Source organism: Bifidobacterium bombi DSM 19703 (assembly GCF_000737845.1).
Lineage (GTDB): Bacteria > Actinomycetota > Actinomycetes > Actinomycetales > Bifidobacteriaceae > Bifidobacterium > Bifidobacterium bombi.
Window position 1 is genome coordinate 113,393 of sequence record NZ_ATLK01000001.1, and the last position, 25,993, is coordinate 139,385.

Annotated in this window: 17 protein-coding genes, 1 tRNA gene and 1 pseudogene; 8 read left to right on the top strand and 11 right to left on the bottom strand. The window is 54.1% G+C overall.

All coding sequences use genetic code 11. The annotated features are described in order from the left end of the window. Positions 1 to 3: 3 nt before the first annotated feature. The 3 genes from BBOMB_RS00415 to BBOMB_RS00425 all read right to left on the bottom strand — a co-directional run bounded on the left by BBOMB_RS00415 (position 4) and on the right by BBOMB_RS00425 (position 3,035). Positions 4 to 300, bottom strand: coding sequence for a transcriptional regulator (locus BBOMB_RS00415; RefSeq protein ID WP_044087905.1), 297 nt, complete (start codon positions 298 to 300; stop codon positions 4 to 6). 1 nt (position 301) lies between these two features. After that, a complete protein-coding gene (locus BBOMB_RS00420) occupies positions 302 to 961 on the bottom strand; it encodes a hypothetical protein (protein WP_152570172.1) in 660 nt (219 codons plus the stop codon). 1,297 nt (positions 962 to 2,258) lie between these two features. Next, positions 2,259 to 3,035, bottom strand: coding sequence for a hypothetical protein (locus tag BBOMB_RS00425; protein WP_044087903.1), 777 nt, complete (start codon positions 3,033 to 3,035; stop codon positions 2,259 to 2,261). Positions 3,036 to 3,116: 81 nt separating this feature from the next. Between BBOMB_RS00425 and BBOMB_RS07980 the strand changes: the two genes are divergently transcribed. After that, the gene (locus tag BBOMB_RS07980) at positions 3,117 to 3,350 is read left to right on the top strand and encodes a hypothetical protein (RefSeq protein WP_152570171.1); all 234 of its coding nucleotides are present in this window, start codon (positions 3,117 to 3,119) and stop codon (positions 3,348 to 3,350) included. Positions 3,351 to 3,579: 229 nt separating this feature from the next. On the opposite strand, the gene BBOMB_RS00430 is transcribed toward BBOMB_RS07980, so the two are convergent. The 5 genes from BBOMB_RS00430 to BBOMB_RS00455 form a co-directional block, all read right to left on the bottom strand. Further along, positions 3,580 to 3,762, bottom strand: a complete 183-nt coding sequence (locus tag BBOMB_RS00430; RefSeq protein WP_044087901.1) for a recombinase family protein — start codon at positions 3,760 to 3,762, stop codon at positions 3,580 to 3,582. A gap of 865 nt (positions 3,763 to 4,627) precedes the next feature. After that, positions 4,628 to 5,134, bottom strand: coding sequence for a hypothetical protein (locus BBOMB_RS00440; protein WP_152570170.1), 507 nt, complete (start codon positions 5,132 to 5,134; stop codon positions 4,628 to 4,630). A 233-nt stretch (positions 5,135 to 5,367) separates the two neighbouring features. Beyond that, positions 5,368 to 5,709: a hypothetical protein gene (locus BBOMB_RS00445; RefSeq protein ID WP_044087899.1), complete on the bottom strand. Its 342-nt coding sequence runs from the start codon at positions 5,707 to 5,709 to the stop codon at positions 5,368 to 5,370. Between the two features lie 180 nt (positions 5,710 to 5,889). Next, positions 5,890 to 5,962: transfer RNA gene (locus BBOMB_RS00450), tRNA-Lys, on the bottom strand. A gap of 347 nt (positions 5,963 to 6,309) precedes the next feature. Continuing rightward, a complete protein-coding gene (locus tag BBOMB_RS00455) occupies positions 6,310 to 6,594 on the bottom strand; it encodes a glutaredoxin domain-containing protein (RefSeq protein WP_044087898.1) in 285 nt (94 codons plus the stop codon). A 168-nt stretch (positions 6,595 to 6,762) separates the two neighbouring features. Here BBOMB_RS00455 and BBOMB_RS00460 point away from each other — a divergent pair, with 168 nt between their 5' ends. Continuing rightward, on the top strand, positions 6,763 to 8,670 hold the full coding sequence (locus BBOMB_RS00460; RefSeq protein WP_052377312.1) for a C69 family dipeptidase: 1,908 nt from the start codon (positions 6,763 to 6,765) through the stop codon (positions 8,668 to 8,670). A gap of 177 nt (positions 8,671 to 8,847) precedes the next feature. Here the strand turns inward: BBOMB_RS00460 and BBOMB_RS00465 are convergent, their stop codons facing one another. Then, positions 8,848 to 9,672 (bottom strand): TetR/AcrR family transcriptional regulator, encoded by an 825-nt coding sequence (locus tag BBOMB_RS00465; RefSeq protein WP_044093260.1) that lies wholly within the window; start codon positions 9,670 to 9,672, stop codon positions 8,848 to 8,850. A gap of 222 nt (positions 9,673 to 9,894) precedes the next feature. Here BBOMB_RS00465 and BBOMB_RS00470 point away from each other — a divergent pair, with 222 nt between their 5' ends. From BBOMB_RS00470 to BBOMB_RS00495, 5 genes are all read left to right on the top strand, one after another. Next, on the top strand, positions 9,895 to 11,070 hold the full coding sequence (locus tag BBOMB_RS00470) for a glycosyltransferase (RefSeq protein ID WP_269146608.1): 1,176 nt from the start codon (positions 9,895 to 9,897) through the stop codon (positions 11,068 to 11,070). A gap of 437 nt (positions 11,071 to 11,507) precedes the next feature. Then, positions 11,508 to 14,477 (top strand): glycoside hydrolase family 3 protein, encoded by a 2,970-nt coding sequence (locus BBOMB_RS00475; RefSeq protein WP_044087896.1) that lies wholly within the window; start codon positions 11,508 to 11,510, stop codon positions 14,475 to 14,477. Positions 14,478 to 14,896: 419 nt separating this feature from the next. After that, entirely contained in the window at positions 14,897 to 17,815 is a 2,919-nt protein-coding gene (locus tag BBOMB_RS00485; RefSeq protein WP_044087893.1) for a glycoside hydrolase family 3 N-terminal domain-containing protein, read from the top strand. 325 nt (positions 17,816 to 18,140) lie between these two features. After that, the gene (locus BBOMB_RS00490) at positions 18,141 to 20,573 is read left to right on the top strand and encodes a glycoside hydrolase family 3 C-terminal domain-containing protein (RefSeq protein WP_044087919.1); all 2,433 of its coding nucleotides are present in this window, start codon (positions 18,141 to 18,143) and stop codon (positions 20,571 to 20,573) included. 155 nt (positions 20,574 to 20,728) lie between these two features. Next, on the top strand, positions 20,729 to 21,235 hold the full coding sequence (locus BBOMB_RS00495; RefSeq protein WP_044087918.1) for a GtrA family protein: 507 nt from the start codon (positions 20,729 to 20,731) through the stop codon (positions 21,233 to 21,235). Positions 21,236 to 21,773: 538 nt separating this feature from the next. Here the strand turns inward: BBOMB_RS00495 and BBOMB_RS00500 are convergent. Both BBOMB_RS00500 and BBOMB_RS00505 read right to left on the bottom strand, forming a co-directional pair. Continuing rightward, positions 21,774 to 23,102: an ATP-binding protein gene (locus BBOMB_RS00500; RefSeq protein ID WP_044087892.1), complete on the bottom strand. Its 1,329-nt coding sequence runs from the start codon at positions 23,100 to 23,102 to the stop codon at positions 21,774 to 21,776. Further along, positions 23,099 to 23,818, bottom strand: a complete 720-nt coding sequence (locus tag BBOMB_RS00505) for a LytR/AlgR family response regulator transcription factor (protein WP_044087891.1) — start codon at positions 23,816 to 23,818, stop codon at positions 23,099 to 23,101. Before BBOMB_RS00505 ends, BBOMB_RS00500 begins: the two co-directional genes overlap by 4 nt. Positions 23,819 to 24,876: 1,058 nt before the next feature. On the opposite strand from BBOMB_RS00505, the pseudogene ftsY reads away from it, so the two are divergent. Continuing rightward, positions 24,877 to 25,788: pseudogene (gene ftsY, locus BBOMB_RS00510) on the top strand (signal recognition particle-docking protein FtsY); the annotation flags it as partial. Between the last annotated feature and the right edge of the window lie 205 nt (positions 25,789 to 25,993).

The window sequence follows — 25,993 nt, forward strand, 5'->3', positions numbered from 1 at the left end:
CAGTCAATTCTGTCCCAGTAGTTCCTTGAGGTTCTTGAGGTATGTCTGAAAGACGGCCTCGCCTTCGGGCGTCACGCGGACATAGGTCACGGGCTTGCGGCTCTCGAAGGTTTTGGATATGGCCACATATCCCGCCTGTTCTAGCTTGTTGAGATGAGCGGACAGATTGCCGGGTGTCATATCCAGCATGGTGCGAAGCTTTTCGAACGACAGCTCCTCCTGCGTCCCGAGCCTTGAGAGCACCGTCATGATTCTCAGCCTGGATTCCACGTGTATGACGGGATTGAGTTCTGTCGACATCTTATCTCCTTGCACGTTTCCGGTTCAGACCCCTAGTGCAGGCATGGACCACGCCTGCAAGGACGAGGAAGGAGCCGCCGCCGACGACGGCCATGATGAAGAATCCGACCGTAGCGGACAGCAACGGCATGAGTATCCCAATGACCAGCATCAGGACTCCTCCCAGGAACATAGGCAGGTCGAAATCAGCAAGAACGCTCCCGACCATGTAGAGAATCCCCACGATGAGGACGGCCGTGCAATTGTAGACCGTGGCCACATACTCCCCGGACAGACCCAGATGCCGGACGAGGCCCGCACACATCAGCATGCCGCCCAGGAAGGCGAGGAACCAGGACCAGCCGTAAATCATCTCCTTGAGTTTAGACTGCCCTCGCCGGCCAGTTCCCGCCTTGATACCGCATATGATACTGGTGGCCACACCGGTCAACAGCAAGAGACTGTATATGATGAATGCAGCGCTACTGGGCCCGTGGGTAGTCCGCAGGGAGGAAATGCCCAGCACCAGATATGCGGCCAGCCAGACCAGTCCCCAAGTCAGATACAAGGCCTGTCCGTTGGTGGCGAACATGGCTCTTAGACGACGGCTTTCATCGTCGACCAATCGCATGGCTTGAGCCGGATCCGAGATGGCCGGCTCATCATCGTACAGTTCATTCATGCTCGTTGACGGCCCTCCTGCTTTCGCTTCATCGGTCCGTAAGTCGTCTTTAGCTTGATCTGTTTGTATGGTATGGCCTTTTCGTGTTTCACCTGACTCCATATGAACTCCTTTCAACGTAGGCAATCCGGCTTTCTGACCGGTTGCCTAACGGAAACGAAAATACAAAGCATCGCGATGTTACTTTGTATTCTATACCGCAAAGTACTTTGTGTCAAAATGTTGACCGTGTGTGAACCAATTATCCCCACTTGCCGGCATGAATCAGGATCTGCGGAAGACTTGCAGATGCATTGGCAACTCAGAACTCTTCTGCGTTCTGTTGGTTCCTGGAATCCAGCCTGCCGCCCATGGATGACAGCCTTAATCCATACAGAGCCTAGAATGCACTACTCGCGAGTGGCCTTACTCCAAAGGTGATCTGCTTGAATTTAATCATGGTGCAGCTGGATTCGCGAATGCGTCCAATGGCATGGAATGATGCCCTACAGGCATGGACGCATTATGAATGACGATGCCATCAACCAACCCTGCCTACGGAATCCAATGAGTGCTGCACCGTCTTCCGAAGTAGGGATATCATTTTGAACTTGTAAAGGCAGGCATGACATTTGGAAAAGCAGATTGTCAATGTTGCGATCCGGCGCTACTGGTTTTCTCATCCCATATGGGCATCCTTGTAGTTGAGTTATTTGTCTCGGTGCTCATGCCCTCTGGAATGTTCAGTCTCTGGTAACTCGGGCCTATTATTCGGTAGTCAGGCGTGGTCCATGATCTGCTGATTTGTTAAGCGCTGTTGCTGATGAAGTCATCCTGCATGCCCTGCGCTCCGAATAGTGCCCTGTCCGAATCAGGTTAAGGCGAGTACGTATGCGCGGAAGACAACCGACGTTTTTCATTGGGCTACATGGCATGGATTGATACCGTAAGAATTTAAAGAGATTGTGTTCATGGTAACGCTCTACAGGCAGCTCGGTTCAAGGCGCAGTGATGCCAATCGCTGGGAGTTTCAGGCCTGTCCTCGGATTCTACACTTAGACATCGGTAACGCGTACCTCATGGGCTTGGGCTCTTCCTTTTGAAAGCTCATTCGGCATCTGCATTTGCGATGGAGTCTTTCGGAACCGGGGATTTCCTTCCCCTACAGATGATGAGAACCGCCGTAGGTTCTGTTGTAATCCGTTTGTCTGATTCTGCAGGCCCATCGAATGTGTGCTCACAGTCTGAAGTTTGGCAGGGTGCAACATGTGGGGGTTTGCGATATTGGTCCGTGGAATAAGGGGCATCCGTTCTGGTATCAGAGTGTCCGTATCATGGCATGACCCGATTCTGCTCTAGTTTTTTCACCCGGCGCTCTGCTTGATTGCTGTAACCGTCGCACAATGTGCACAGTGCATTTAAAGCCGCATATATGTTCTCCGTTCCCGGGTGCCGACAGGCCTTCCCCCCGTCCGAAATATTCCTTTTGGTGGAGTTGCATTCGACGCGAGAGATTGTTCAACTCGATGCGGGTATGCTCAAGCATCGCCATGCTTTGTACCAATCTAAGATGGCAGACGAGCACGGCTGCAAAATTGTTCAGCAGTAACAGGTCGAGCTGATGTTGAAGACTACCGCCTCTGGTACTTGGTCGCATCTGTTGCCCACACATCTTCAACGCTGCAGAAATCACTTCGGTATCAAGCCGTTTCGTCTTGCGTTTTGCTTCATAAGGACGAGCGATATTGGTCATGAGACAGTTCCCATGCGCTGCCGCGTTTCTCATCTGTCGTGTGATGAACAGCAGGTTGTGCTCATGGTTGGTTTTGCCCGTTATCTTGAAATACGCATCATATAGATCGGTTTGTTGCTTGAAGCTGAGCAGTTCCCATAGATGCCATATGCAGTAGCCGTGGGTATGACATCTCAATAGATCTTTCGTATAAGGGTTCCCACGAAGCGTTGTGTTTTTGTTGAGGCCGTCAGGAAAACATCTGTTTTTATACTGTGCACATCTTGCACTGACAGGGTGAAAAGCACTGATAAACGCCATCGTTGCAACGATAATAACCGTTGCAACGAAATTAATCCCCAAAACCGGTATTCTTGGGAATGGAAACGTACGACCGGGGTCAAGCTAACACATGGCTTGTAATTTTGTATTAGGGGTAGGAAATTGAGTAAAAATCTAAATATTCCAACAAGTACAGAGGGGCTTTTGCGCTCATTGGAATCTTTTTTGGACTCACTTGAAGATGAAACCACTCCAGCTACAAAACAATTTGTCAGAACTCTTATTACTAGAATCAAATTACAAGATTCCGATACTGATCCGACTTTTACATTAGAGACTTTAGCTTTAGATGTGGCTCAATCTCTTTACTACCTTGAAATTGCAAGGTTAAAATAAATTTAATTCTGTAAATTATTCGTGAGTTGTTCTCCAAGTCGTGTTATGGAAACAAATCACCCGACATTATCGAGGTTCCCATGTTCGGAACCAATGGAGGAACTGGCGCCGAAGACCAGTTCGCATGGAAGGTCATCATGCGGCTTGTGAATCAGCTGACACCCCGCAGGCGACGATGATTGTGTCCCCCTCGTCGTGGCCTTCTGGAGCGACGTGAAGCCGGGGCGCTTCATTGTTTTTCCGAGACCACCGCGTCGTCGTAGATGTGCTCCGGCGCGACGCCGGCATCGAGCAGCGCCTTCTTCTGGCTGTCCAGCGAGGTCCTCTCGTCTGCCTGGCGGGCCGTGGAGACCCTGATGTATCCGGACTTCATATCGTCCTTTCCGCATTCGAACGTTCGTCCGGATGTCATCTCTTATCTATCAATCGCCGATCGACGGCTTCCGGACATGTTGAAGATGGCTGAATGCCGCCGTCGGATGATGCCCGTCCTCTTAGTCATGGCTTTCGGACGATATTGGTTAGATGTTCATTGATTGCATTGGAAGGGCAGGTCTAGCTCCCGATCGGGGGGCGGACGCGCATCGGACTGGTGACCGGGTCTCCCGACGGATGATGCCCGGCTAGCGAGCAAGGCTCTATACAGCCAGCCCGGATGCGCGGCGACTAACAGCTTCGGCATGATGGGGGAAACGGCGGCGAGCTTAACAAGCGACCGCCCAAAGTGCCAGGATTTCGTATGCCGCCGGGGGACGCGGTCAAGGCTGGAGGTCAGCCGCGGCATTGCCGCGGTGCGCGCGATTGATGTCGATCGCGCGCTGCTCCAAGGTGCTGTGGGCCGTCACACGGGAGCGTGTGACGGATTATTGCCGAAGACAGGGCCCGGGGGCGCCTTAGCACAGGCAAAGGTGGAGGAGCGATGCCCACACCAGAATCGAGGTGGCGATAACGCCGGGCCTGAAGGACAACGACGTCTGGAGGGGGCGGGCGGAGCCCGTCGCCATTTGCATCGCCCGCCAGTCGCTTGGGGCTTTGAGAAGCCCCAAGCCGAGGGTAGGGCGCTTTATATCTAGTTAGTAGTAGCGGTGGTCACGCGCCGATTTTTTGAAAATCACCCTCCCGAGCAGCCTTGGCGACGATGCCGACGGCTCTCAGAATCGACGTCTTCAATAATCGCGGAGTCCATCGCGATTATTGACTATCGGTCGAGCCGTCGCGCTTTTTCCGCATTTCCGGCGGGGGCTGAGACAATGTCCGAATCGCGCCCAGAATCGGAATCATGCTTCTTCATTGAACCATTCATCGGTTGGAACATCATTATCTCGTAGCGCTGTCGCCGCCGTGTGCTGCTGCATGTAACGCTGGATTTCCCCGTGGAGTTGGGCGGTTGCTGCGGCCTGCGCGGACAACTGGGACTGGTAGTAGTGACGGTCCTCAATGGCGATGTTGTGGCCCATCATTGCCGCGACCAGATTTTCGTTGATGCCCGCGTCCCGTAGAAGCGTAACAGCGATGTGGCGGTTGAAGGCCATCGTCCAAGTGACTCGTTGCGATTCAAGGATGTCTTTCTGCGCCTCTGTTAGGACGCCGCGCCAAAGCTTCGAATCATCCTGTTGGCGCAGTGCTCTCCCGGTCTCGGATGTTAGGACAAGGTTCTCCATGCCCGGCTTCGGGTGCCACTGCCCGCTCTTCATCAGTTCATTGCGCCGGATCGACCATTGGAGGAATGCCGGCCACATGACATTGGGCATTTCCACAACTCGTGTCTGACCCGTCTTAGTCATCGGGACCAGCCTCAGCGTATGGCGGCGATAAAGCAGTTGGGCCCGGACTTCGAGATACGGCAGTAGAACGTATTTCAGACACCGAACGTTCGTCTCCATCTTGATGGATGTGGCTTGACGCGCTCGAGGCATGGGCGGGCGCTTCACCTTGGATAGGGTTTGCCTTGACCAAGTGATGTTCGAAGGCCCATTCGTAGAAACATATGCAGGTTCTTGTACAGAGTCCGCCGTGACTACGCGCTGGGCCGTGACGCTAGGAGTGTTTCAATATCTCCCTGTGACACCTTAGACACTGGCAAGTCGCCAAAATCACCTTGGATGTCGTTCTTGATGACGCTGCGCGTGCGGTCCATCGTGCCGTCGCTGACGTTCCACATCTCGTTCCACTTTGTCATCGCCTCGGACATGGTCGGTGCGGGTTTGGAGCGTTTCGCCTTCGGTATCGTTACCTCGGCGACGCCCCCGTATGCGCGCAGAACGGCTTTCTCGCGGGCCGCGATGGCTACTTCCGGTGTCGGGCCCGATCTCTCCTTGCCAATGTGCCTGCCTTCGATCGTTACGGTTCTCTTCGCCACACGTAATACGTGTGCGTGCCGCCGTCACGCAGGACCCGCTTCTTGGGATAGACCCCGCCGTTGCCTCGCATGAGGACAGTCTAGCTCGCGACCCACACAACTTGCCGTATGTGACCCACACAATCGAAAGCAGCCAGGAGACGGAAACGTCGGAACCACAATGATTCCGACCGGTTTGAGTGCCCCCCGTCGGACTCGAACCGACAACCCACGACTTAAAAGGACGCTGCTCTAACCATTGAGCCAGAGGGGCACAATCAACTATTATAGCGGATCCGTGGACGCGAACCACCGGTGTTTCGTTTTTCCTCATCGCAGTCGTTCAGCGTCCTTTCCAGATCCACTTATGGGTCGGAAAGGATATTCGCAAAGGAAATAAAGTCACGGGGATGTATGTTCGTAGGTGTATGAGCTCACTGAACCACAAGCCCTAAAATAATGGTGGTCGTCTCCGACCGTGTTCGCCGCATCGTCCGTTTATTGTAATTTGCACCCATTGCGAAGCGCGTTCGCCGAAAGCTCGATGCCCCAAAGCAACGTCTTTCGGACCCGCATCGCAATCCGCAGCATCAAGCCATTCTGAACTCTATTGTTGGACGTTCAGTCCTTGATCGGTACGCCGAGCTCGGTCAGTTTCGTCTTAAGGTCATTTGCGGATGGCTCCACTAGGAACGTTTCATCGGAAAACAGCACCACTGGGATGTGTTTCTGGCCGCTGATTTCGATGGCCCGTGCCTCGGCACCGTCCTCATGCTCGATGTCATGCCAGGCGTAGCTGACGCCGAAACGCTCCAGCGCGGCTTTGGCTCGTTTGCAGTCGCCGCACCAATCGGCACCGTAGATGTTCACTATCGCTTCGTTTTGCGTGTCCTGTGTGTTTTGCATTGGTTCTCCCTAGATAAGCCGCTTGCACCCTCGTGCTTGACGCGGTTGTTTTTGTTTTCTTCAATAGTATAGGTTAGGGGTTGCAATGTGACGGTGTTTGCGCGGTAGGGAATAACGGCGAGTCGTGGTAACTCAGTTAATCGGGCCAGGGTTAGGTAGAATACAGGCATGTCTTGCACAACGCTTCTTGTAGGGAAAAATGCCAGTTATGATGGTTCGACGCTCGTCGCGCGCAACGATGACAGTGGTGGCGGGCGTTATGACCCCAAGCGTTTTGTGGCGGTAAGCCCCGCTGACCAACCTCGGCATTACCGCAGCGTCATAAGCCATGTCGAGATGGATTTGCCGGACGATCCATGCGCCTACACCATCGCGCCGAACGCACTGCGAAACCGCGGGATTTTGGCCGAGGCTGGGATTTCGGAGCGTAACGTGGCGATGAGTGCCACGGAGACCATCGCCGTCAATGAACGCGTGCTTGGAGCTGATCCCTTGGTAGTGTTGCGTCCGGCGCGGGTGCGGGCCCAGCAGGCTGTCAAAAAAGTAGACGGCTTGGTTACAGACCATGTTCCGTCAGCAGTCGAGGTTTTCTGGAATGCGCACGGTGAACCCGAGGCGTACGATCCCGATGCGCTCGATACCGGGTTGAAGGTCGATGACTTGTTTGACGGCGTAACGAAAGAAGCGGAGAATGACGCCGGCAATGGCACCATTCCTGGTGGTGATCGTTGTGCCGCTGCCCAGCCAAAAGGGTGGGACATCCCTTCGGATACCGAAGCTCATGGCGAGGTGCCGGGAGGCATAGGGGAGGAGGACATCATTACATTGGTCCTTCCGTATGTGCACACCGCACGGGAGGCTGTAAGGCGTTTGGGGGAGCTGCTCCGGGTGTATGGCACGTATGAGGCAAACGGCGTCAGCATCAGCGATGGTGATGAGGTGTGGTATGTGGAGACCGTTGGTGGTCACCACTGGATTGCCCGGAGGGTTCCCGACGATTGCTATGCGGTCATTCCCAATCAGCTTGGCATTGACGATTTCGATCTCGTCGCGGCGCTCGCGGACGGCGAAGGGCAAGGCAACGAAGGTGATTACATGTGTTCCGCCGATTTGCGCGAATTCATCGAGACGAATCATCTTGACCGGTCGATGGATGAGTCGCAGGAGCACTGGCGTCATCTGAACCCACGCCAAGTGTTCGGGACGGCGACAGTTACCGATCACGTCTACAACACCCCACGCGCCTGGTATATGGAACGGTGCCTCAATCCAAGTGACGATTGGGATTCTCCCACTGCCAGTCACACTCCGCTTTCCGATGATATTCCGTGGTGCAGGGTGCCTGAAGGCAAGGTGAGTGTGGAGGATGTGCATCGTGTGCTCAGCTCGCATTATGAGGACACGCCGTATGATCCATACGGCCACGAGGGGACCGACGAGTCGCGTCACCGTTTCAGGCCCGTGGGCATAAGCCGCACCGGGCACTTGGCGATCATGCAAATTCGCCCATATATGCCGTATTCCTTCCGCTCCGTGATGTGGCTTGCGTTCGGCTCGCAACCGTTCACGGCACCCATGCCGTTCTACACTTCCGTGAGTGACACCCCTGCCTATCTGCGCGATACGACCGGAGAAGTCGATACGCACACCCTGTATTGGACCGCTCGGTTGATTGCCGTAATCGCTGATGCCCAGTACGATCTCAATGTCAGTGCAGTGGAAGCGTTTCATGAGGATGTGATGGGGCATGGCCATGCGTTTCTTGATCAAAGTGATGCCAGAGGCACGGAGCTTTTCCGACGGGCGTTGATCGGCGGTGCTGAATCGTCCGTGGATGCGGACGACGACGTACGGGCGGTGGCGGTGGAAACGACATCGGCAGATGGTTCCGTTGGGTGGTTTTCTGCTCCTTGTCCTCCCGCAGTATGCAAGGCGTTGCATGCACTGCTTGAGCGTGCGAACCAGCGTATGGCTGACTATTTGGAGCGCCGCAACAGGAGATTGCTTAGCCGTGTGCTGGATACTTCAAGCGATCACATGAAAAACTCGTTTGCTCTTTCCGACAGACCTCATTGACTTCGTTGAAGAAATTCAGGGCAAGGTCGCCGGTGTGTCCGATTCGATGACTGATCCAGCCATATGGCTGGCCTTGGTCGCAACAATGGTGTGCCTGATACGCACAACCCCGGCCAATGCGCGGATTTCGGCCTAATCGTCGGTTTGGCCGAAACCATCAGCCTGGGGTTCAGGGTCCTAATCGGTGGTTCCGGTGATGGTGTCTTCGTCAGGTTCGTCAGGTGCGGCAGCTTGCTTCTGTGCGGTTTCATCAGTTGCCTGAGCATCGTCCATATCCGCATTATGGCATTCCGCCGTCCCGTCGGCATCGTCGGCATCGTCGGTATCACCACCGGAGTGCGCCGTCTGCAATAGCCCGTCATGCCGTTCGCCTCCGGATTCCTTTCCTTCGAATCGTAGTTCCGGCTTTGCCTCAAGCCGGGAAAGCCCGTACCATGCAAGGTTGACGATGTGGGCGGCGAGCTGCTCTTTGCTGATTTTCGGGTGCCCCGCCCAGTATTGGCCCGTGAAGACGGTCATACCCACGAGCATTTGGGCGTAATATGGGGTGAATTTGACCGGTAGGTGGTGCTTTTTGAAGGCTTTGCCAAGTATCTCCTCGACGCGAAGACTGATGTCGCCCAGTAGTGAGTTGAACGAACCGGCGGGGTCGGTGCTGGGGGAGTCTCGCACCAACACTTGGAAGCCTTCCGCGTTGTTCTCGATGTATGTCAGTAGCTCCAACGCCGTGCGCTCGACGATTTGGCGGGGGTGCTCGTCTTCGTGAGAAAGTGCATTGATAAGCGTGTCTGTCAGTGCGCGCATTTCACGGTCCACCACCACTGCGTACAGACCTTCCTTGCCGCCGAAATGCTCATATACGATAGGCTTGCTTACCTTGGCCGCCGCGGCTATCTCCTCCACGCTCACCGCTTCGTATCCCTTAGCGGCAAACAGAGAGCGGCCAATTCTGATAAGCTGTTCGCGGCGTTGGTATGAAGTCATTCTCGAAGTGCTGGACATGCTACTAAGCTTAATACGGGGTGTGTTCGGTTTGCCGGTGTCAATGCTCACCCGCCATTGCCGCAGGGGCTGGACCGTTGGGTTTGAGCAGCGCTTTCGTTTTTTCTCATTCACACATTATTATTGATACAATTCGTGCCACTGATTGCGTGATTCATGCTGTTGCAACGGTGTGTGGGCGTTGTCGAAGGTATGGTCGAATTATCAGGAGCGATTGCACTCATGACTTATCGAGGAACAATGCAAGACAACGGCGAAGATGATGGTGTGGCAGCACAGAGGCTCGGGTGCCGAGTCGCCCACGATGGACATCCGAAGATATTGACGTTTGTGATACCGGCATTCAACATGAAGTCCTATCTTCCACGATGTGTGGATTCGATCACCGCCGTAGGTGGGGCTGATGTGGAAGCCATCATCGTTGACGACGGTTCCAATGACGGCACCGCACGACTGGCTGACGCGCTCGCTCACAATGCACATGGCCCGACCAGTGTGCGCGTGATCCACCAACAGAACAAGGGTCATGGCGGGGCAGTCAACACCGGTATCGCCGCGGCACGTGGGCAGTACATCAAGGTGGTGGATGCGGATGATTGGGTCGACTATGATGCGCTTGTGCGATTGCTGGGTGTACTGCGTGCACAACGTGCCCAGGGAAGCGATGTCAGGAAGGACATCAGATACAAAGAAAGTTGCGAGGCTGAACATCAAAGCCTATCGCCGGTGGATATGATCGTCACCAACTATGTGTACGACAAGGTGAACAAGCGTCGCAAGCATATAGTAAATTTCAGACGGGTTATGCGGCCGGGTGTGCGACTAGGTTGGGATGACTTAAAGCATTTTGGTATTGCGCAATATCTGATCATGCATGCACTCACCTTTCGGACCGAGGTGTTGCGTGAGGCTCGCACGAGGTTGCCCGAGCACACATTCTACGTGGACTTTCTATATGCCTACCAACCGCTGCCTTGGGTCAAGTCGTTGATGTATCTCGATGTGCCGCTGTATCACTATTTTATCGGTCGTGAAGGACAGAGCGTTCAGACCGACGTCATGATTCGCCGCGTAGACCAGCTGGTAAGGGTTAATCGGCTGATGTCGCAGGCGACGCCGGGGAAAGGGAGTGTGCCTACAGGCCTTTACCGTTACATGATTCATTTCCTTTCCATCAACTCTGTAGTTGCGAGTGTGTTCCTTATTCTTTCACGTCGGCCAACGAATTATCGGATCAAACGTGAACTGTGGCATAATCTGAGTGTCGATTCCCCAGTCAACGCCAGGTCCGTTCGGCGTCAGCTTCCCTCGCGGGCCATCAATCTGCCCGGGTCCGTTGGGCGTGCGATCATTCGCGCCGGTTATAGGGTCGCCGAGCATGTCATCGGTTTCAACTGAATGGAGTGGGGTTCTCTCCGTATTTCATCAGGGTTAATTCTCGCCCTGACCATGCCATGTCAAGGTAGGTACCGCAACTGCAATGTTCGTGTACTGGGTTCGCGGTCTTTTACATAGCGCAGGCCTATCGATTGATTTTGATTCTATGACGCGTTCGATGCCTGCCGATTGAGAGTAGGCAGCAGTCCACGATTTGGAAGAGTCTGAGCAGATTGTGAACGCATAGCAACAAGTTGTGGCAATTTTTCCGAGAGATGCCCCTTATCTTGCAAGAATGAGGGAAAATGCACAAAATGAAATCCAGTGCCGGCACTGATATGGCGGCGGGGTTTCAGGTACGTCAGACGGGCAGAGTCAGCCTTAGCTTGATGTTACGTCGATAATGGTTATCGGCCGTAGTGCTTAGTCTCGCACAGAGACAAGGGAGGAGACAAACCATGCTGCAGATTAACATGGCTGATGTCGTCAACGTCATAAAGTCACTGGTGCCTTATTTGGTGGTCATCGGTGCGCTTTTTGTCGCTGCGATCATCATCAGTGTTGCCGTCAACAAGAAGACGGTAAAAAATGAAGGTACACGCAAGTTGGTACGCAGTGAGACATGGCTGGTGGCGTTGATCGCCATCGTTGCCGCTGTTTCCGCCATGATGAGCGGACCGCTGTCCACATTGCTGAACAACGCAACGGCCAAGAAGTATGAGCTGCAAAGCTCAACGGTAAGCCGTGCGAATAAGCTTGCTGAGGACATCCAGGATGAGTCGGTCGTCATGCTGCAGAACGATGACTCCAACTTGCCGCTGGCTTCAAAAAAGGTCAATGTTTTCGGTTGGGGTTCAACAAACCCTGTATATGGCGGTACTGGATCGGGTTCCATGTCAAAGCAATATCCCATGGTCTCCATGCTGGAAGGTATGAAGAATGCCGGCCTGACTACGAACGCACGGTTGACGAAGCTGTATACGGACTACCGCAAGGACCGCCCGGATGTTTCTATGTTTAAGCAGGACTGGACGTTGCCTGAACTGCCTGCCAAGAATTACACTCCTGCGGTCATGAATCAGGCTAAGAGCTTTTCGGATCAGGCGGTGGTAGTAATTTCCCGTATCGGTGGCGAAGGTGCGGATTTGCCTCGCAACATGAAAGCCAAAGACGTCACGTATAAGGATAACTCCAAGGATTATCCTGATTTTCAAGAAGGTCAGTCCCTTCTGCAGATCGACAAGACCGAGCAAGATATGCTGGACACCGTCACCAAGAACTTCGAGAATGTGACGCTTGTCTACAACGGTGCGAACACATTGCAATTTGATTTCCTTAACAAATACCCTCAGATCAAGTCGGTGCTTTGGTGTCCGCCTGCAGGTCAGACAGGTTTCACTTCATTGGGGAAGGTCCTTGCGGGGTCCATCAATCCTTCGGGCAAGACATCCGACACGTTCCTCACTGATTTGAAGAAAGGCAACACCTACAATAACTCTGGCGATTTCAAATACGACAATGTTGAAGAATTCAAGCAGATGGTCACTGGTTTCACCGGAGAGACGTACCCGGTGAAGCCTACCTTCGTTAATTACACCGAAGGCATCTACATGGGTTACAAGTTCTATGAGACCGCCGCCAAGGAAGGGCTCATCAACTATGCCGACTATGTGAAGTATCCCTTTGGATATGGATTGAGCTACACCAAGTTCAACCAAAAGATGGGCGAGGTGTCCCGCAAAGATGGTCGAATTTCCTTCGATGTCATGGTGACGAACACTGGTACCAAGGCCGGCAAGGACACTGTGGAAGTCTATTATAACCCGCCTTACACCAATGGAGGCATTGAGAAAGCTTCGGCTAATCTTGTAAAGTTTGAGAAGTCCAAGCTTCTCAAGCCGGGTGAAACCCAGGCCGTGAAGGTGTCATTCAAGGAAGACGAAATGGCTTCTTATGATGAAAAAGGAGTGAAATCATATGTGCTTGAAGGCGGTGACTATGATGTTTCAATCAATTCCGATTCCCACACGGTGCTCGATCATAAGAATGTGAGCATTCACTCGACGATCACATACAATTCGAAGTCCAATACGCACAATGGAGACAAAGCTGTGGCGACAAACCGGTTTGACGATGCCAGGGGCGATGTCACTTATCTGTCTCGTGCGAACCATTTCGCAAATTATGAACAGGCCAATGCCGCTCCCTCTAACTTCAGCATGAGCGACAAGGCCAAATCCGAGTTCACCAACCTGGGCAACTACAAGGATAAGATCAAAGAGAGCCCTTCGGACAAGATGCCGACCACAGGCGCGAAGAACAACGTCAAGCTTGCCGATTTGCACGGAAAATCCTACAACGATCCGCAATGGGACAAGCTGCTTGATGAAATGAGCGTCAAGGACATGGACAACCTCATCGCTAATGGTGGTTACGGTACCGTCGCGGTTCCTTCCGTAGGTAAGGTTCAGATGACCGACGCTGATGGTCCGGCCGCGTTGAACAACAACTTCACCAAGGTCGGTTCCATAGGTTTCCCGTCATCGACGTCAGTTGCATGCACTTGGAACAAGGAGTTGGCGACCAAGTTCGGCGAACTCATAGGTGATATGGCGCACGATATGAACGTTGGAGGCTGGTACGCACCCTCGCAGGACATTCACCGCAGTCCGTTCTCCGGCCGTAACTTCGAGTATTTCTCTGAGGACGCCACGCTGTCCGGCACTATTGCCGCTGGTCAGATTGCCGGAGCGGAATCCAAGGGTGTGTATGCGTTCATGAAGCACTTCGCCTTGAACGATCAGGAAACCAACCGTATGAACATGCTGTGCACCTGGGCTGACGAGCAGGCCATAAGAGAGATTTACCTCAAGTCTTTCGAGATGAGCGTCAAGCAAGGGCACGCTTCGGCGGCCATGAGTGCATTCAACTACATAGGGCCTACTTGGTGTGGAGCTAATCCGGCTCTGCTTAAGAGCGTGTTGCGCGATGAATGGGGCTTCAAAGGCTTCGTCCTCACCGATTACTTCTCGGGGGCCGGCTTCATGAACGCCGATCAGGCTATTCGTGCGGGCAACGATGCCATGCTTGCCACTACAAAGACGAGCAATCATGTGAATGGCGAGTCGGCATCGACGGTTTTGGCGATGCGCCAGGCTTCAAAGAACATACTCTATGCGGCTGCGAACAGCTGGCTTTATGAGCATGGTGAGCCAAAGGCGGCAGTTCCTATCTGGAGGACCGCGATGTATGTTCTGTGGGTCCTTGCGGCGCTTCTCTTCGTTCTGCTCGAGTATGTTGCCATACGTCGTTTCATGCGGCGCCGTAAGGCAAGTAAAGTAGAGGCTGAAGCCAACGCAACGATCCAACCTGTTGGAGTGAATGAAAGCGTGGTATCGCAATCCGATTCGTCAGTACCACGGCGGTGAGGTTGCTCGATTCTAAGTGCTCGCCTATTTGAAGTTGAGCATGATGATGTACATGTGGGCGGTATACGGCTTCAGGGCCGCTGCCGCCCACTTTGCTGTCTTGAAGAAGCATTGTCCATTGTTTGTCATAGTGATCAATGTTGAGCTGTCGGTTGGGGTGGTATCTGGAAAAAATAAGGGATGCCTGATACTGGGAGACGAAGGTTTTTGGTCATTTTGGGTAAATTCTATAGATTTGTTGGATTTACTGGTCGGTCTCGTCAGGTTATGCATCAATTGATGCAGATTGGGGTTTTCCGAAGGGCTTCAAGTGCTTGAACCTGATTGCCTTGAATGAAGGCGGATTCCCGGATTGTTCAAGGCAGGCGGTCCGGAGACGTCTGAACGAATGAGCAAAACTTCCCAAGGAGGAGAACCAGATGCTCGGAATCAATATGGATGACGTCATCGCCGTCATCAAATCGATACGGGTGGAATTGATAGTGGTGGTGCTGGCATTGTTGCTTGCATTGGTCATCACTGTTGCCATCAATAAACATACTGTGTCCAATCGCAATGTGCGCAAGCTGACGCATTCGACGACCTGGGTCGTTGCGGCCGTGGCCATTGTGGCGGCCGTATCCACCATGCTGTCTGGTCCGTTGAGCAGTATGATCACGATGACGACTGCGCAGAAGCAGCATCTGTCGCAGCAAAGTATAGACAACACCAATAAATTGGCCGTCGAAATCGAGCGTGAGGGCATCACCATGCTCCAGAACAACAACCATATGCTGCCGTTGCGTACTTCGGGCGCTACCAGGAATCTGAATGTGTTCGGTTGGGCTTCCACCAATCCGGTCTACGGAGGTACCGGTTCAGGTGCTTTGGATACCACCTATCCGACGACTTCGCTGCTTGACAGCCTTCATCAAGCGGGGTACAGGACGAACACCGACCTGTCCAAGTTCTACACGGACTATTCCACTAAGCGCGGAGCCATCGAGGTGACAAAGGCTGATTGGACTCTGCCGGAACCTCCTGCAGCGCAATACTCCGATTCTCTTATGAGAGGTGCCAAGAAGTTCTCGAGCACCGCCATGGTCGTCATTTCGCGAATCGGCGGTGAAGGTACTGACCTCCCTACCGATATGAACGCCAAAAACATCACATACAAGAACAATTCCAAACAATATGCCGATTTCACCAAGGGCCAGCATTATTTGGAGCTTGATAAGAGCGAACACGACATGGTCGATCTCGTGGCCAAGAATTTTGAGAACGTCGTCCTCGTTTACAATGGCGCCAACGCCTTCAATCTGAGTTTCCTGCGCCAATACCCGCAGATAAAGTCAGCTCTTTGGGTGCCGCATCCCGGACAGGCCGGATTCAAGGCTTTGGGAGAAGTGCTTAATGGCTCGGTAAATCCCTCCGGCAAGACTTCGGACACGTTCCTTTATGATCTCAAAAACACTCCATCCTGGAACAATTTCGGAGATTTTGCCTACAACAACGTGAAGGAATTCGAGATCCAGTCCGCGAGAGGCCTCCGCTCGCCACGTTTCGTCAACTATGTCGAAGGCATCTACGTGGGCTATCGTTATTATGAGAGCGCAGCCGACGAAGGGGCAATCAATTACGACGATGTGGTTCAGTATCCCTTCGGCTATGGTCTGAGCTATACCAATTTCACTCAGCGGATGGGCGACATCAGCCGTTCGGGTGACAAGGTGTCGTTCGACGTGACCGTGACGAATTCGGGCAGCAGACCAGGCAAGGATGTGGTGGAGACGTATTCGACCCCTCCCTACACCGATGGTGGAGTGGAGAAGGCCACGGCCAATCTTGTGGCGTTCGACAAGACGAAGGAGCTTAAGCCCGGAGAGTCACAGAATATCCATGTCACGTTCAACACCGCCGACCTGGCTTCCTACGACTACCGCGGGGCAAAGTCCTATGTGCTCGACGCAGGTGACTATGGCATTTCCATTCGTTCCGACAGTCACCATGTCATAGCTTCTAGGAACCTGAGCGTCGCCCAGGCTGTCACGTACGACAAGGCGTCGAACACACATGATGGTGATAAGGTCGCGGCCACCAACCGCTTCGATGATGTGGCCGGCAACGTCACTTACCTCAGCCGTGCGAACAGGTTCGAAAACGAAAGGACGTCCACTGCTGCGCCTTCAGATTACGCCATGCCGGACAAGGTGAAGAGGACGTTCTACAACAACGGCAATTACGATCCGAAGAAGTTCGACAAGCCTGGCGACAAGATGCCGACGACCGATGCGAAGAACGGCATCCGACTCGCGCAGATGCGTGGCAAGTCCTATAACGACCCGATGTGGGACAAACTGCTTGACCAGCTGAGCATCAAGGAGATGGACGGCCTGATCGCCAACGGCGGCTATCAGAACGCTGCTGTGCCTTCAATCGGCAAGCCCAGGATGTCCGATGTGGACGGTCCGGCCGCTCTGAAGGACAACTTCACGGGAGTCGGGTCCATTGGTCTGCCCTCAAACGTGACGGTGGCGTGCACCTGGAACAAGGACATCGCCAGGAGGTTCGGTGACGCTATTGGCCGCATGGCTAGGGACATGCATATTTCAGGTTGGTATGCTCCTTCGGTCAACATCCACCGCTCGCCGTTCGGTGGGCGTAACTTCGAGTACTTCTCGGAAGATCCATTGCTCACCGGCGACATGGCAGCCGGCCAGGTGCTGGGTGCCGCCAAGCATGGCATCTACAGCTTCACCAAGCATTTCGCCCTCAATGAGCAGGAAGTGCAACGAAACGGACAATTGTGCACATGGTCGAATGAACAGGCTATGCGCGAGATCTACCTCAAGCCGTTCGAGATCGTCGTCAAGGCGTCTCTAGGCACGCCGCAGGCGATCATGGGGTCGTTCAATTACGTGGGCAACACCTATGCCAGCGGACTGAACAGCCTCAACGAGACGGTGCTGCGCAAGGAATGGGGTTTCCGTGGATTCATCGTCACGGACTACTTCTCGGGTCCCAACTATGGCTACCAGAACGCCGATCAACTGATCCGCGGCGGCACTGATGTGATGCTGGCCTCCACGCAGACGACCAACCACGTTACTGACCTGAGTGCCACCTCGGTGATCCAGATGCGTAGGGCGGCCAAGAACGTGCTGTACACGACCGTGAACAGCTGGATGTTCGAACATGGTGAACCTAGGGCGCAGACACCGACATGGAAGAAAGCCATGTATGTAGTTTGGGTGGTTGTCGCTGTGGTTTTGGTGGCGCTTGAAGCATTGGCCATACGTCGCTTTGCCCGGCGACGCAAAGAAGCCAGGAATGCGTTCGAATCCCGGTCACGGTGCTGAAGAGAGGGGCTTGGAGTCGGCTAAGTTTTGTGTGAACGAATGCAAGCTCCAGGCCCGTCGCTGCCGGCATTAACGTGAGGTGAAGCCGATCTAAGCCAACTGGGCAGTCAGGTTGGAATAGGAAGTGCTAAACGTTGGGGGCGCACCCATTCGTGCGTGTGAACCGACAAATTGCGCAGCTGCTTGGGAATATGCGTTTCTAGGCTGGTTAAATGAATGATAAATAGGTATGCGGTGCCATGGTGATGGTCTGTCTGTGGCCTTGATTGGCACCGCCTTGTTGTGACGACAAGCACAAAGGAGAGCGATGGGCGACGAAAAGACTATGAGGCTTGAGGATTTGTCGGTTGCACAGAAGGCGGCGTTGCTTTCCGGAGCATCTGAATGGGATTCTCGTGGTAGTAAGAAGGCCGACATTCCGAGCTTCGTGATGAGTGACGGGCCCCATGGCGTTCGTCGTCAGCTTGGATCAGGGGATCACTTGGGCCTGGGCAGCTCAAAGCCCGCCACATGTTTCCCGACTGCTGGAACGGTGGCGAATTCATGGGACCCTGCTTTGGCGGAGGCAATGGGAGAGGCCTTGGGGCGGGAGGCTCACGACCTTGATGTCAATGTTCTTCTCGGACCGGGTATGAACATCAAGCGCAATCCGCTTTGCGGCCGTAATTTCGAGTATTACTCGGAGGATCCCCAAGTGGCCGGACACATGGCCGCAGGTCTGATCAAGGGAGTGCAAAGCAACGGGGTAGCTTCCTGCCCCAAGCATTTCGCCGTGAACAGCCAGGAATTGCGTCGTCAGGCTTCCAATTCGGTTGTTGATGAACGAACCTTGCGAGAGCTTTACCTCACCGCCTTCGAAATCGCCGTACGTACGGCACGTCCGTGGGCAATCATGAGTTCCTACAACGAAGTCAATGGTGTTTACGCCCATGAGAACAAAAAACTTCTCACCGAAATTCTCCGTGATGAATGGGGATTTGACGGCGCCGTCATTTCCGATTGGGGCGGTTCGAATTCGGCGGTGGCTGCGGTGAAGGCCGGAGCTTCGTTGGAGATGCCTTCGCCAGGGTACACTTCCGTCCGTGAACTTGTCGCGGCCGTGCAAAGTGGTGATCTTTCCGAGGCTGATCTCACCGCACGTGCTGCCGAAGTCGCGAAGGTCGCGAAGCGTGCGCATGTCGATGGTGTTGGGCGTGATGACCTCCTGAGTGACGACATCATCAAGAAGCACCACGATGTCGCACGTCGTGTGGCCGAGGAATCCATCGTATTGTTGAAAAACGACCACGACGTTCTCCCACTCGCTTCTGGCACCAGGGTCGCGGTGGTTGGGGATATGGCACGAACGGCGAGATACCAAGGTTCTGGTTCCTCCAAAATCAATGCCACGAAAGTGGAGAATCTGCTTGACGAGCTGGACAAGGCGGATAGCGGCGTTGAGGTGTCGGGTTTTGCGCAAGGATATGATAGGCAAGGTGCGACGGATCAGGGTCTTATCGATGAGGCGGTGGCCCTTGTTTCATCCGCTGCCACTGATGTGGCAGTCGCTGTGGTAGGTCTTGATGAACGGAGCGAGTCCGAAGGCCTCGACCGCACTACAATGGCGATTCCGAAGCCTCAGAACGACCTTGTCAATGCCTTGGCGGCTACCGGAAAACCAATTGTGGTAGTGCTTGTGGCCGGTGCGCCTGTCGAGCTGCCGTGGTTTGACGGTATCGATGCCATGCTTTACATTGGGCTTTCTGGTCAAGCTGGCGCTTCGGCGACAAGCCGCGTGCTTTGCGGCAAGGTCAACCCTTCCGGACATCTTGCCGAGACCTGGCCTTTGAAGTACGAGGACTGCCCGAGTTCGCAGTGGTATCCCGCTTCCGGCCGCGATTCCATCTACCGCGAAGGTCCCTTTGTCGGATATCGATACTATGAGACGGTCGGGGTTCCAGTCCGTTTTCCCTTCGGATTCGGATTGAGCTACAGCGATTTCAGCTTGGCTGATCTTGCTCTTGACAGGCAGGGTGCTGCGTTCGTCGTAACCAACGAGTCCGATACACCAGGAAGTGCTGTGGTTCAGCTGTATGTTCATGGACCTAGAAACGGTGTGCTCAGGCCGGAGCGCGAGCTTAAAGGTTTTATCAAAGTGGCACTCGCGGCGCATGAGAGCAAAAAGGTCCGCATCGATTTCGACGAGACCACGTTCCGTCATTTCGATATCGATGAGGGGCGTTGGGGAATCCAATCAGGGGATTGGACCGTTCTTGTCGGGACAGATGTGGAGCATCTGCCTCTGAACGGACAGATTTCGATTGACGGCGACGACATATCCCGGCCCGTCGATCCGGCGTTCGGCCACTATCTCAAGGGCGACGTGAAGCATGTCACCGATGCCGAGGTGGCCCAGCTCTTCGGTCATACCGTCACGGCTGCCGTTGAGCCTACGGTGTTCGGCGCGAACGACCCCATTTCGTCATGGGTGCGTTCACCTGGCTGGACTGCACGTACCGTGGCCAGGTTCCTGAAAAAACGTGAGTTGAAGGTACGTGAGAAAACGGGTTCTCCTGACTTGAATACGCTTTTCATCCTCAACATGCCGCCTCGTGCCATGTGCAAGATGACCCAAGGGATGGTGGATCAGGATATGGTCAAGGCCGTGGTCGCCATCGCGAATGGGCATACCTTCAGAGGAATCGTCTCCCTCATTGCCGGATTCTTCCGTGGCAGGGGAGCGGAGCGACGTATGGCCAAGGAACTCGCTGACATGTGACCTATGTGCTTCCAACGTCCTTCGTGGTGACGACCGAACGATGCAATGAATGCAATAACGATGATAAGAATGGAGCGAAAATGAACGACCAACTCAACGATGATGAAAACAAGACCAGTGAGCCGACGGTGTCTACGGCCGGTACAGGTGGCGTGATGGGGACCATCCGTCTTTGGATTGATAAATATCCGAATCTTTGGGAATTCATCAAATTCAATGTACTTTCCAATATCTCGACAATCACCCGCTTCGTGTTCGTCTGGATATTCACTGCCGTGTTCGTCTCGGCCATGCATATGACCCAGCCGTTCAGCTTTCTCATTTTCAATTACAAGGATCCCCAGACCAATGGCTTAGGTGGATTCCTCACGTTCCTTATTGCAGAGATCGCTGCTCAGGCCGTCAACTTTGTCGTCCAGATGAAGTGGGTGTTCAAATCGGATTCCAGCTTCAAAGATGCTGCTTGGAAATATGTCATCCTCGCGGTCATCATCGTGGTGTGCAACCTCGTATTGCCTGGGTACATCACCAAGGTCTGCACCGGTTGGGGCTGGAACAACGCCATCTCCTCGACGATCTCGTCCGTTGTGAACACGCTTTTGGCGGTCATCATCAGCTATCCTCTTCTTAAATGGTGGATCATGCCGAAGAATAGCAAGTGATTGTCTTCTCAATGCCGTTGGTGTTCCGCCGGGCACTTCTAGAGCCCGGTTTTGAAATCACACAATGGTAAAAGCCAAACATAATATTGGGCGAAACATATCCTCGCGTTTTCGTTTCCGTATCCGGGATGAGCGGATGGTCGGCAGCATCGTCACGGCGTAGATCTGGGATTGGCGCTTGATTGGTGTGGGGTCGCGTCAACGCTTAATGGCGTAGGAGTGCGGGACTGTGGGTTGTGCGCGATTGCACAGCAGGCTTATTGGTTATTGGTCCTTGTCTCTCAGAACGGTTCGCTGCGGTCACAAGCTGGTCTGGGCCGTGTCCTGTGAGATCCATGGCCATGCACGGGGGATATGGACTGTTGTGGATTTCTTGGCTGTTTGTGCGATTTTCTATGGGAAACCTTGCCACAATCCTGGTGCGTTGTTTTAGCGGCGATCCAGGATTTCGGCCCATTCGTAAACTCGCCGGAAAGCATCGGTGCCAGGCCTTGATGACTCCTAGGTTGTGATTTGAGACTTGATCCCAACGCAGTCGTCATGGTTTTCTGGGCAGCAGTATCGTCACGGTGAACCAGTGGTTTTCCGCTTTGATGCTCATGCTGCCGCCATATTGCTGAGCGATGTGGCGAATCGATTTGACGCCGAAACCGTGGGAATGCTCATCGGTCTTCGTTGTGCGCAGATTGCCGCTCTCATCCTTTTTCAGTAACGAATCGTAATAGTTCTCCATCCGGATCACGGTTATATCGTTGTGTGCGTACAACGCCAACCTGATGAGCCGCCGTTGTGGATCCTCCAACTTCGCGGTAGCCTCGATTGCGTTGTCAAGCCCGTTGCCGAAGAGCGTCGCGATGTCCATCGAACTCATCGAATCCAGCAGTTTACCGTCCGCCACTGCCGTGAGTGTGATTGAATGACGTTGGCAGGTCTTCATCTTGGTGGTGAGAATGACATCAAGCACGGGGTTGCCGGTGTGTTGTTGCGCGCTGAGGGCGCTGACCGAGTTTTGCAGCTGTTCGAACCCCGCCGCTGCATGGTTTGGGTCAACTTCGGCGCGTAAAGCCATGATCTGGTGTTTAAGGTCATGTGCCATGCGGCCTAGTGATTCCACGTTTTCGCGAGACTGTAAGTATTCCTGATGTTCGCTGATGAGTTTCTGGTCGATGGAAGCCAGTTCCGTGCTTGCCTTGAGTGCCCGTAACTGTTCCTGTTGAGCGTACAGTATGGTATATCCGCACAGGTCCACAAGCGTTCGGATATAGAACACTTCCTGCCCTACTGTACCGGAAAAGGGCGTGTTGGTTGAGACGAAACTGAGGTTGCTCATGGCGAAGGTCGCCACGGTGATGGCTATCGTGCCGACTGTGGCGGATAGCGTGGGTAAAAATGTTTCAGTGTTGCTGAAATTTCGGCGTTCGATGGCCCATGCAATGGTGAAGCAAACAAGGTACACCAACAGCAGAAGGGCGTTATTGAATCCTGGAATGCTGTAGTCTTTCATGTCCGTACCGGCGAATGTCGCTATCTGCCAGTGCAGTGACGCGACGAGTTCGGCCAGGACGAAGGCACGCGCTGTGATATACAGTGATTCGCGTTTTGAGATTCCCGACCCTGCCATGATGATGGCGAACATCGATGCGAAGGCGAGCAGCATACCGAAGATCCAGAAGAACAGAGGGGCGATGCCATCAAGGTATTGTATGGCGATCATCAGCGCCAGCCCGAACGCCGCCGTCAGCATGGTGCGGCGTATTGACACTCGACGGTGAATGACGAGCAGGTAGACGATGCAAGCCGCCCACTCGCTTATCGCAGTGAACACACGAGGTATGTCGGGCAATGCGTTGGTGATGGTGCCGTTCATAGCGCACTGCCATTGATGTAGTCGCTCAGAGCGGTGGTGAACGCCTTTTTGCGAGGTCGGCTGATCCGCAGACGTTCGCCGTTGCTCATAACGCAGTCCTGCCCATCGATTCCGGCGACGTGCTGCAGATTGACCAGATAGCAGGAATTGGAACGGAAGAAGCCGTGTTCGGCCAGCTGAGCTTCGAGTTTCTTTAGGGTGGAGGTTATGGACACCTTGCCTCCGTTCGTATGGATGATGATGGTGTGCCGGATCGACTCTATATAGAGTATGTCACGCAATTCAAGACGAATCTGTCTGGTTCCCGTCTCCAGAAGAATGGACCTGTTCTCATTGCTCCTCGCCTGTTCGATCGAACGCGCCATCTCCTGGCTGAAAGCGAAGTAGGGAACCGGCTTGAGTAAATAGGAAAGCGCCTGCACTTCGTAGCCGTTGATGGCGTACTGCGAAGCCGCGGTAATGAAGACGATGACGACGCTTTTGTCGACGGTGCGGATGCGTCTGGCTGCCTCCATTCCATCCATATGCTTCATTTCGATGTCCATGAGGATGATGTCATATTCCGAATGGTAATTGTCAGCGATCTTCTCGCCGTCGTTGAAGGCGGATATCATGAAATCCTGCCCGTTCTCACTCTGGTAGCGTTGTAGATAGTCGAGAATCAGCGTGCAGGCTCCTGGATCGTCTTCCACCACCGCAATTCTGAGAGCGCCCATGCATCACTGCCCTTTCACTGATGTACGTCATTATGTATGAACTATCATAAACCATGATACTGTGGTTTCCTTGGTTCCTGTGAAGCATTTCGCTGCGTGTGAGGTCGGTGGCGGTTTCCATCGATGATGGCCTGTGCAATGATTCTGGAAACCGATGATGTGCATGGCGATGCAAGAGCGGCCGCATATCCGGTGCAGGTATAGTCCGGGAAACACCGACGAGCGTCAAGCGTATGTGGCCGCGAATCTGACGTAGATGTCGGATGGCGTCCATGACGTTGATTTCGAGTGTTCACGAAATTTACACGAGAAGTGTGCAATACATGTGCACGGTGGTCAGTCTCTGTTCTGTGGTGACCTCACAATGCGAATATTTGGCCTAGTGAATGATGAAGGACGTATCTTATATCGTTGTGAAGCGTTTTTGTCGAACTGCCGCGACGGGCCTCGAACGTGTAGGAGTGCGGAGGTGTTCCGTGGATGCCGGGAATCGGGTGCATGTCGTATGGCGGCGTTTGCGCCATGCCGGGCAAACGCCGCCATATACTGCAAATACATGCTGGAAAGTGGTCGTCCGTAAAGCCGGGCCATGTCGTTAAGTACTTCCCGTGGAAGGGGCGATGGTGGAAAGACTGGTACTGTGCCGAGGGCTCACGATCAAGAAGCGACTGATTCCTGGTCTGTCGCTTCGAGACTTTAGGCTGGTGACTATGGATACGAAAATAATGGTCGCTGTTCTGGTCTTGGTGCTTGTCGCAGCGGTTCTCATCGTCGCAGGAATATTAGTCGAGAGTGCGCACAAACGCAAGAACGTCGGGCAAACTGACTTAGATACGCGCGACAGCTCAGTCGGCCGGTCAGCGGGTCCGGGTTCGGTGGGGTCAGGTGCGGAGGATTACTCCCGATTGGATTCCGGAGATGTTGCAAAAGCCGGGGGTTTGAATGGTGCTGGTCAGGATGGTGGTGGCGCCGAAGGTTCTTCGGATGTGGTGCGGCCCCAAACCGGCTCTGTTTCCGGCGTAGAAGGTGCCTTGGACTCTCCGGAATCCTCGGATTCCCGCATCACGAGGCTTAAGTCACGCCTGAGCAAATCCTCGAACCCCTTCGGCCGCGTGCTGTTCAACATCCTGGCCAAGGACAAGCTCTCGGAGTCGGATTGGGAGGATGTGGAAGACACCCTGCTGCTTGCCGATGTCGGCGGCGAGGCGAGTGAGAACCTCGTCGAGGGATTGCGCAGCGATGCGCGAGTGGTCGGCACCTCCGAAGCGAAGGATGTGCGCGAGGCCCTGCGTTCGAGGCTTGTCGAACAGGTGAACTCCCAAAGCGACCGTGCGCTCAACGCCGAAAAACCCGGGGCATCCCGTCCCAGCGTCATCATCATGGTCGGCGTCAACGGTACCGGCAAGACGACTACCGCCGGCAAGCTCGCCCGTCTTTTCGTGGCCGAAGGCAAGTCGGTCATGCTGGCTGCGGCCGATACGTTCCGTGCGGCGGCTGCCGATCAGCTGGAGACGTGGGGCAGCAAGGTAGGGGTCCCTGTGGTCCGCGCCCAGAAGGACGGCGCTGATCCGGCATCGGTCGCGTTTGAGGCTTCAAAGCAGGCCAAGGAGAAGGACGTCGATGTGCTTATCATCGACACCGCGGGCCGTCTGCAGAACAAGTCGAATCTTATGGACGAGCTGGGCAAGATCCGCCGGGTCACCGAAAAGAACCTGCCCGTCAGCGAGGTGTTGTTGGTGCTTGACGCCACCACGGGGCAGAACGGCATGACCCAGGCTAAGGTGTTCGCCGACGCGATCGGCATCACCGGCGTGGTGCTTTCCAAGCTCGACGGGTCCGCTAAGGGCGGCATCGTGATTTCGGTGCAGAACGAGCTTGGGGTGCCGGTCAAATTGGTCGGTCTTGGTGAAGGGCCGGATGATTTGGCGCCATTCGACGCCGAGAGTTTCGTGGACGGCATTCTGGCCTGAGTGCGGCGTATGGTGGGACTCCCGGTCCGGAGTCCAATTGAGACATCGTATGCATGCTCCTGCTCCCCATTTATGCAGGAAGTTTTCTACGATGCAATCTTCCCCTTTGAATGACGCTCTGTATTTGAGTCTTCATGCGATTTTATAACGTAGGTCGTGCACAGCGGGCGTGTCCGTTCTGAGTGTCTGCTCTGAGTGTACGGGC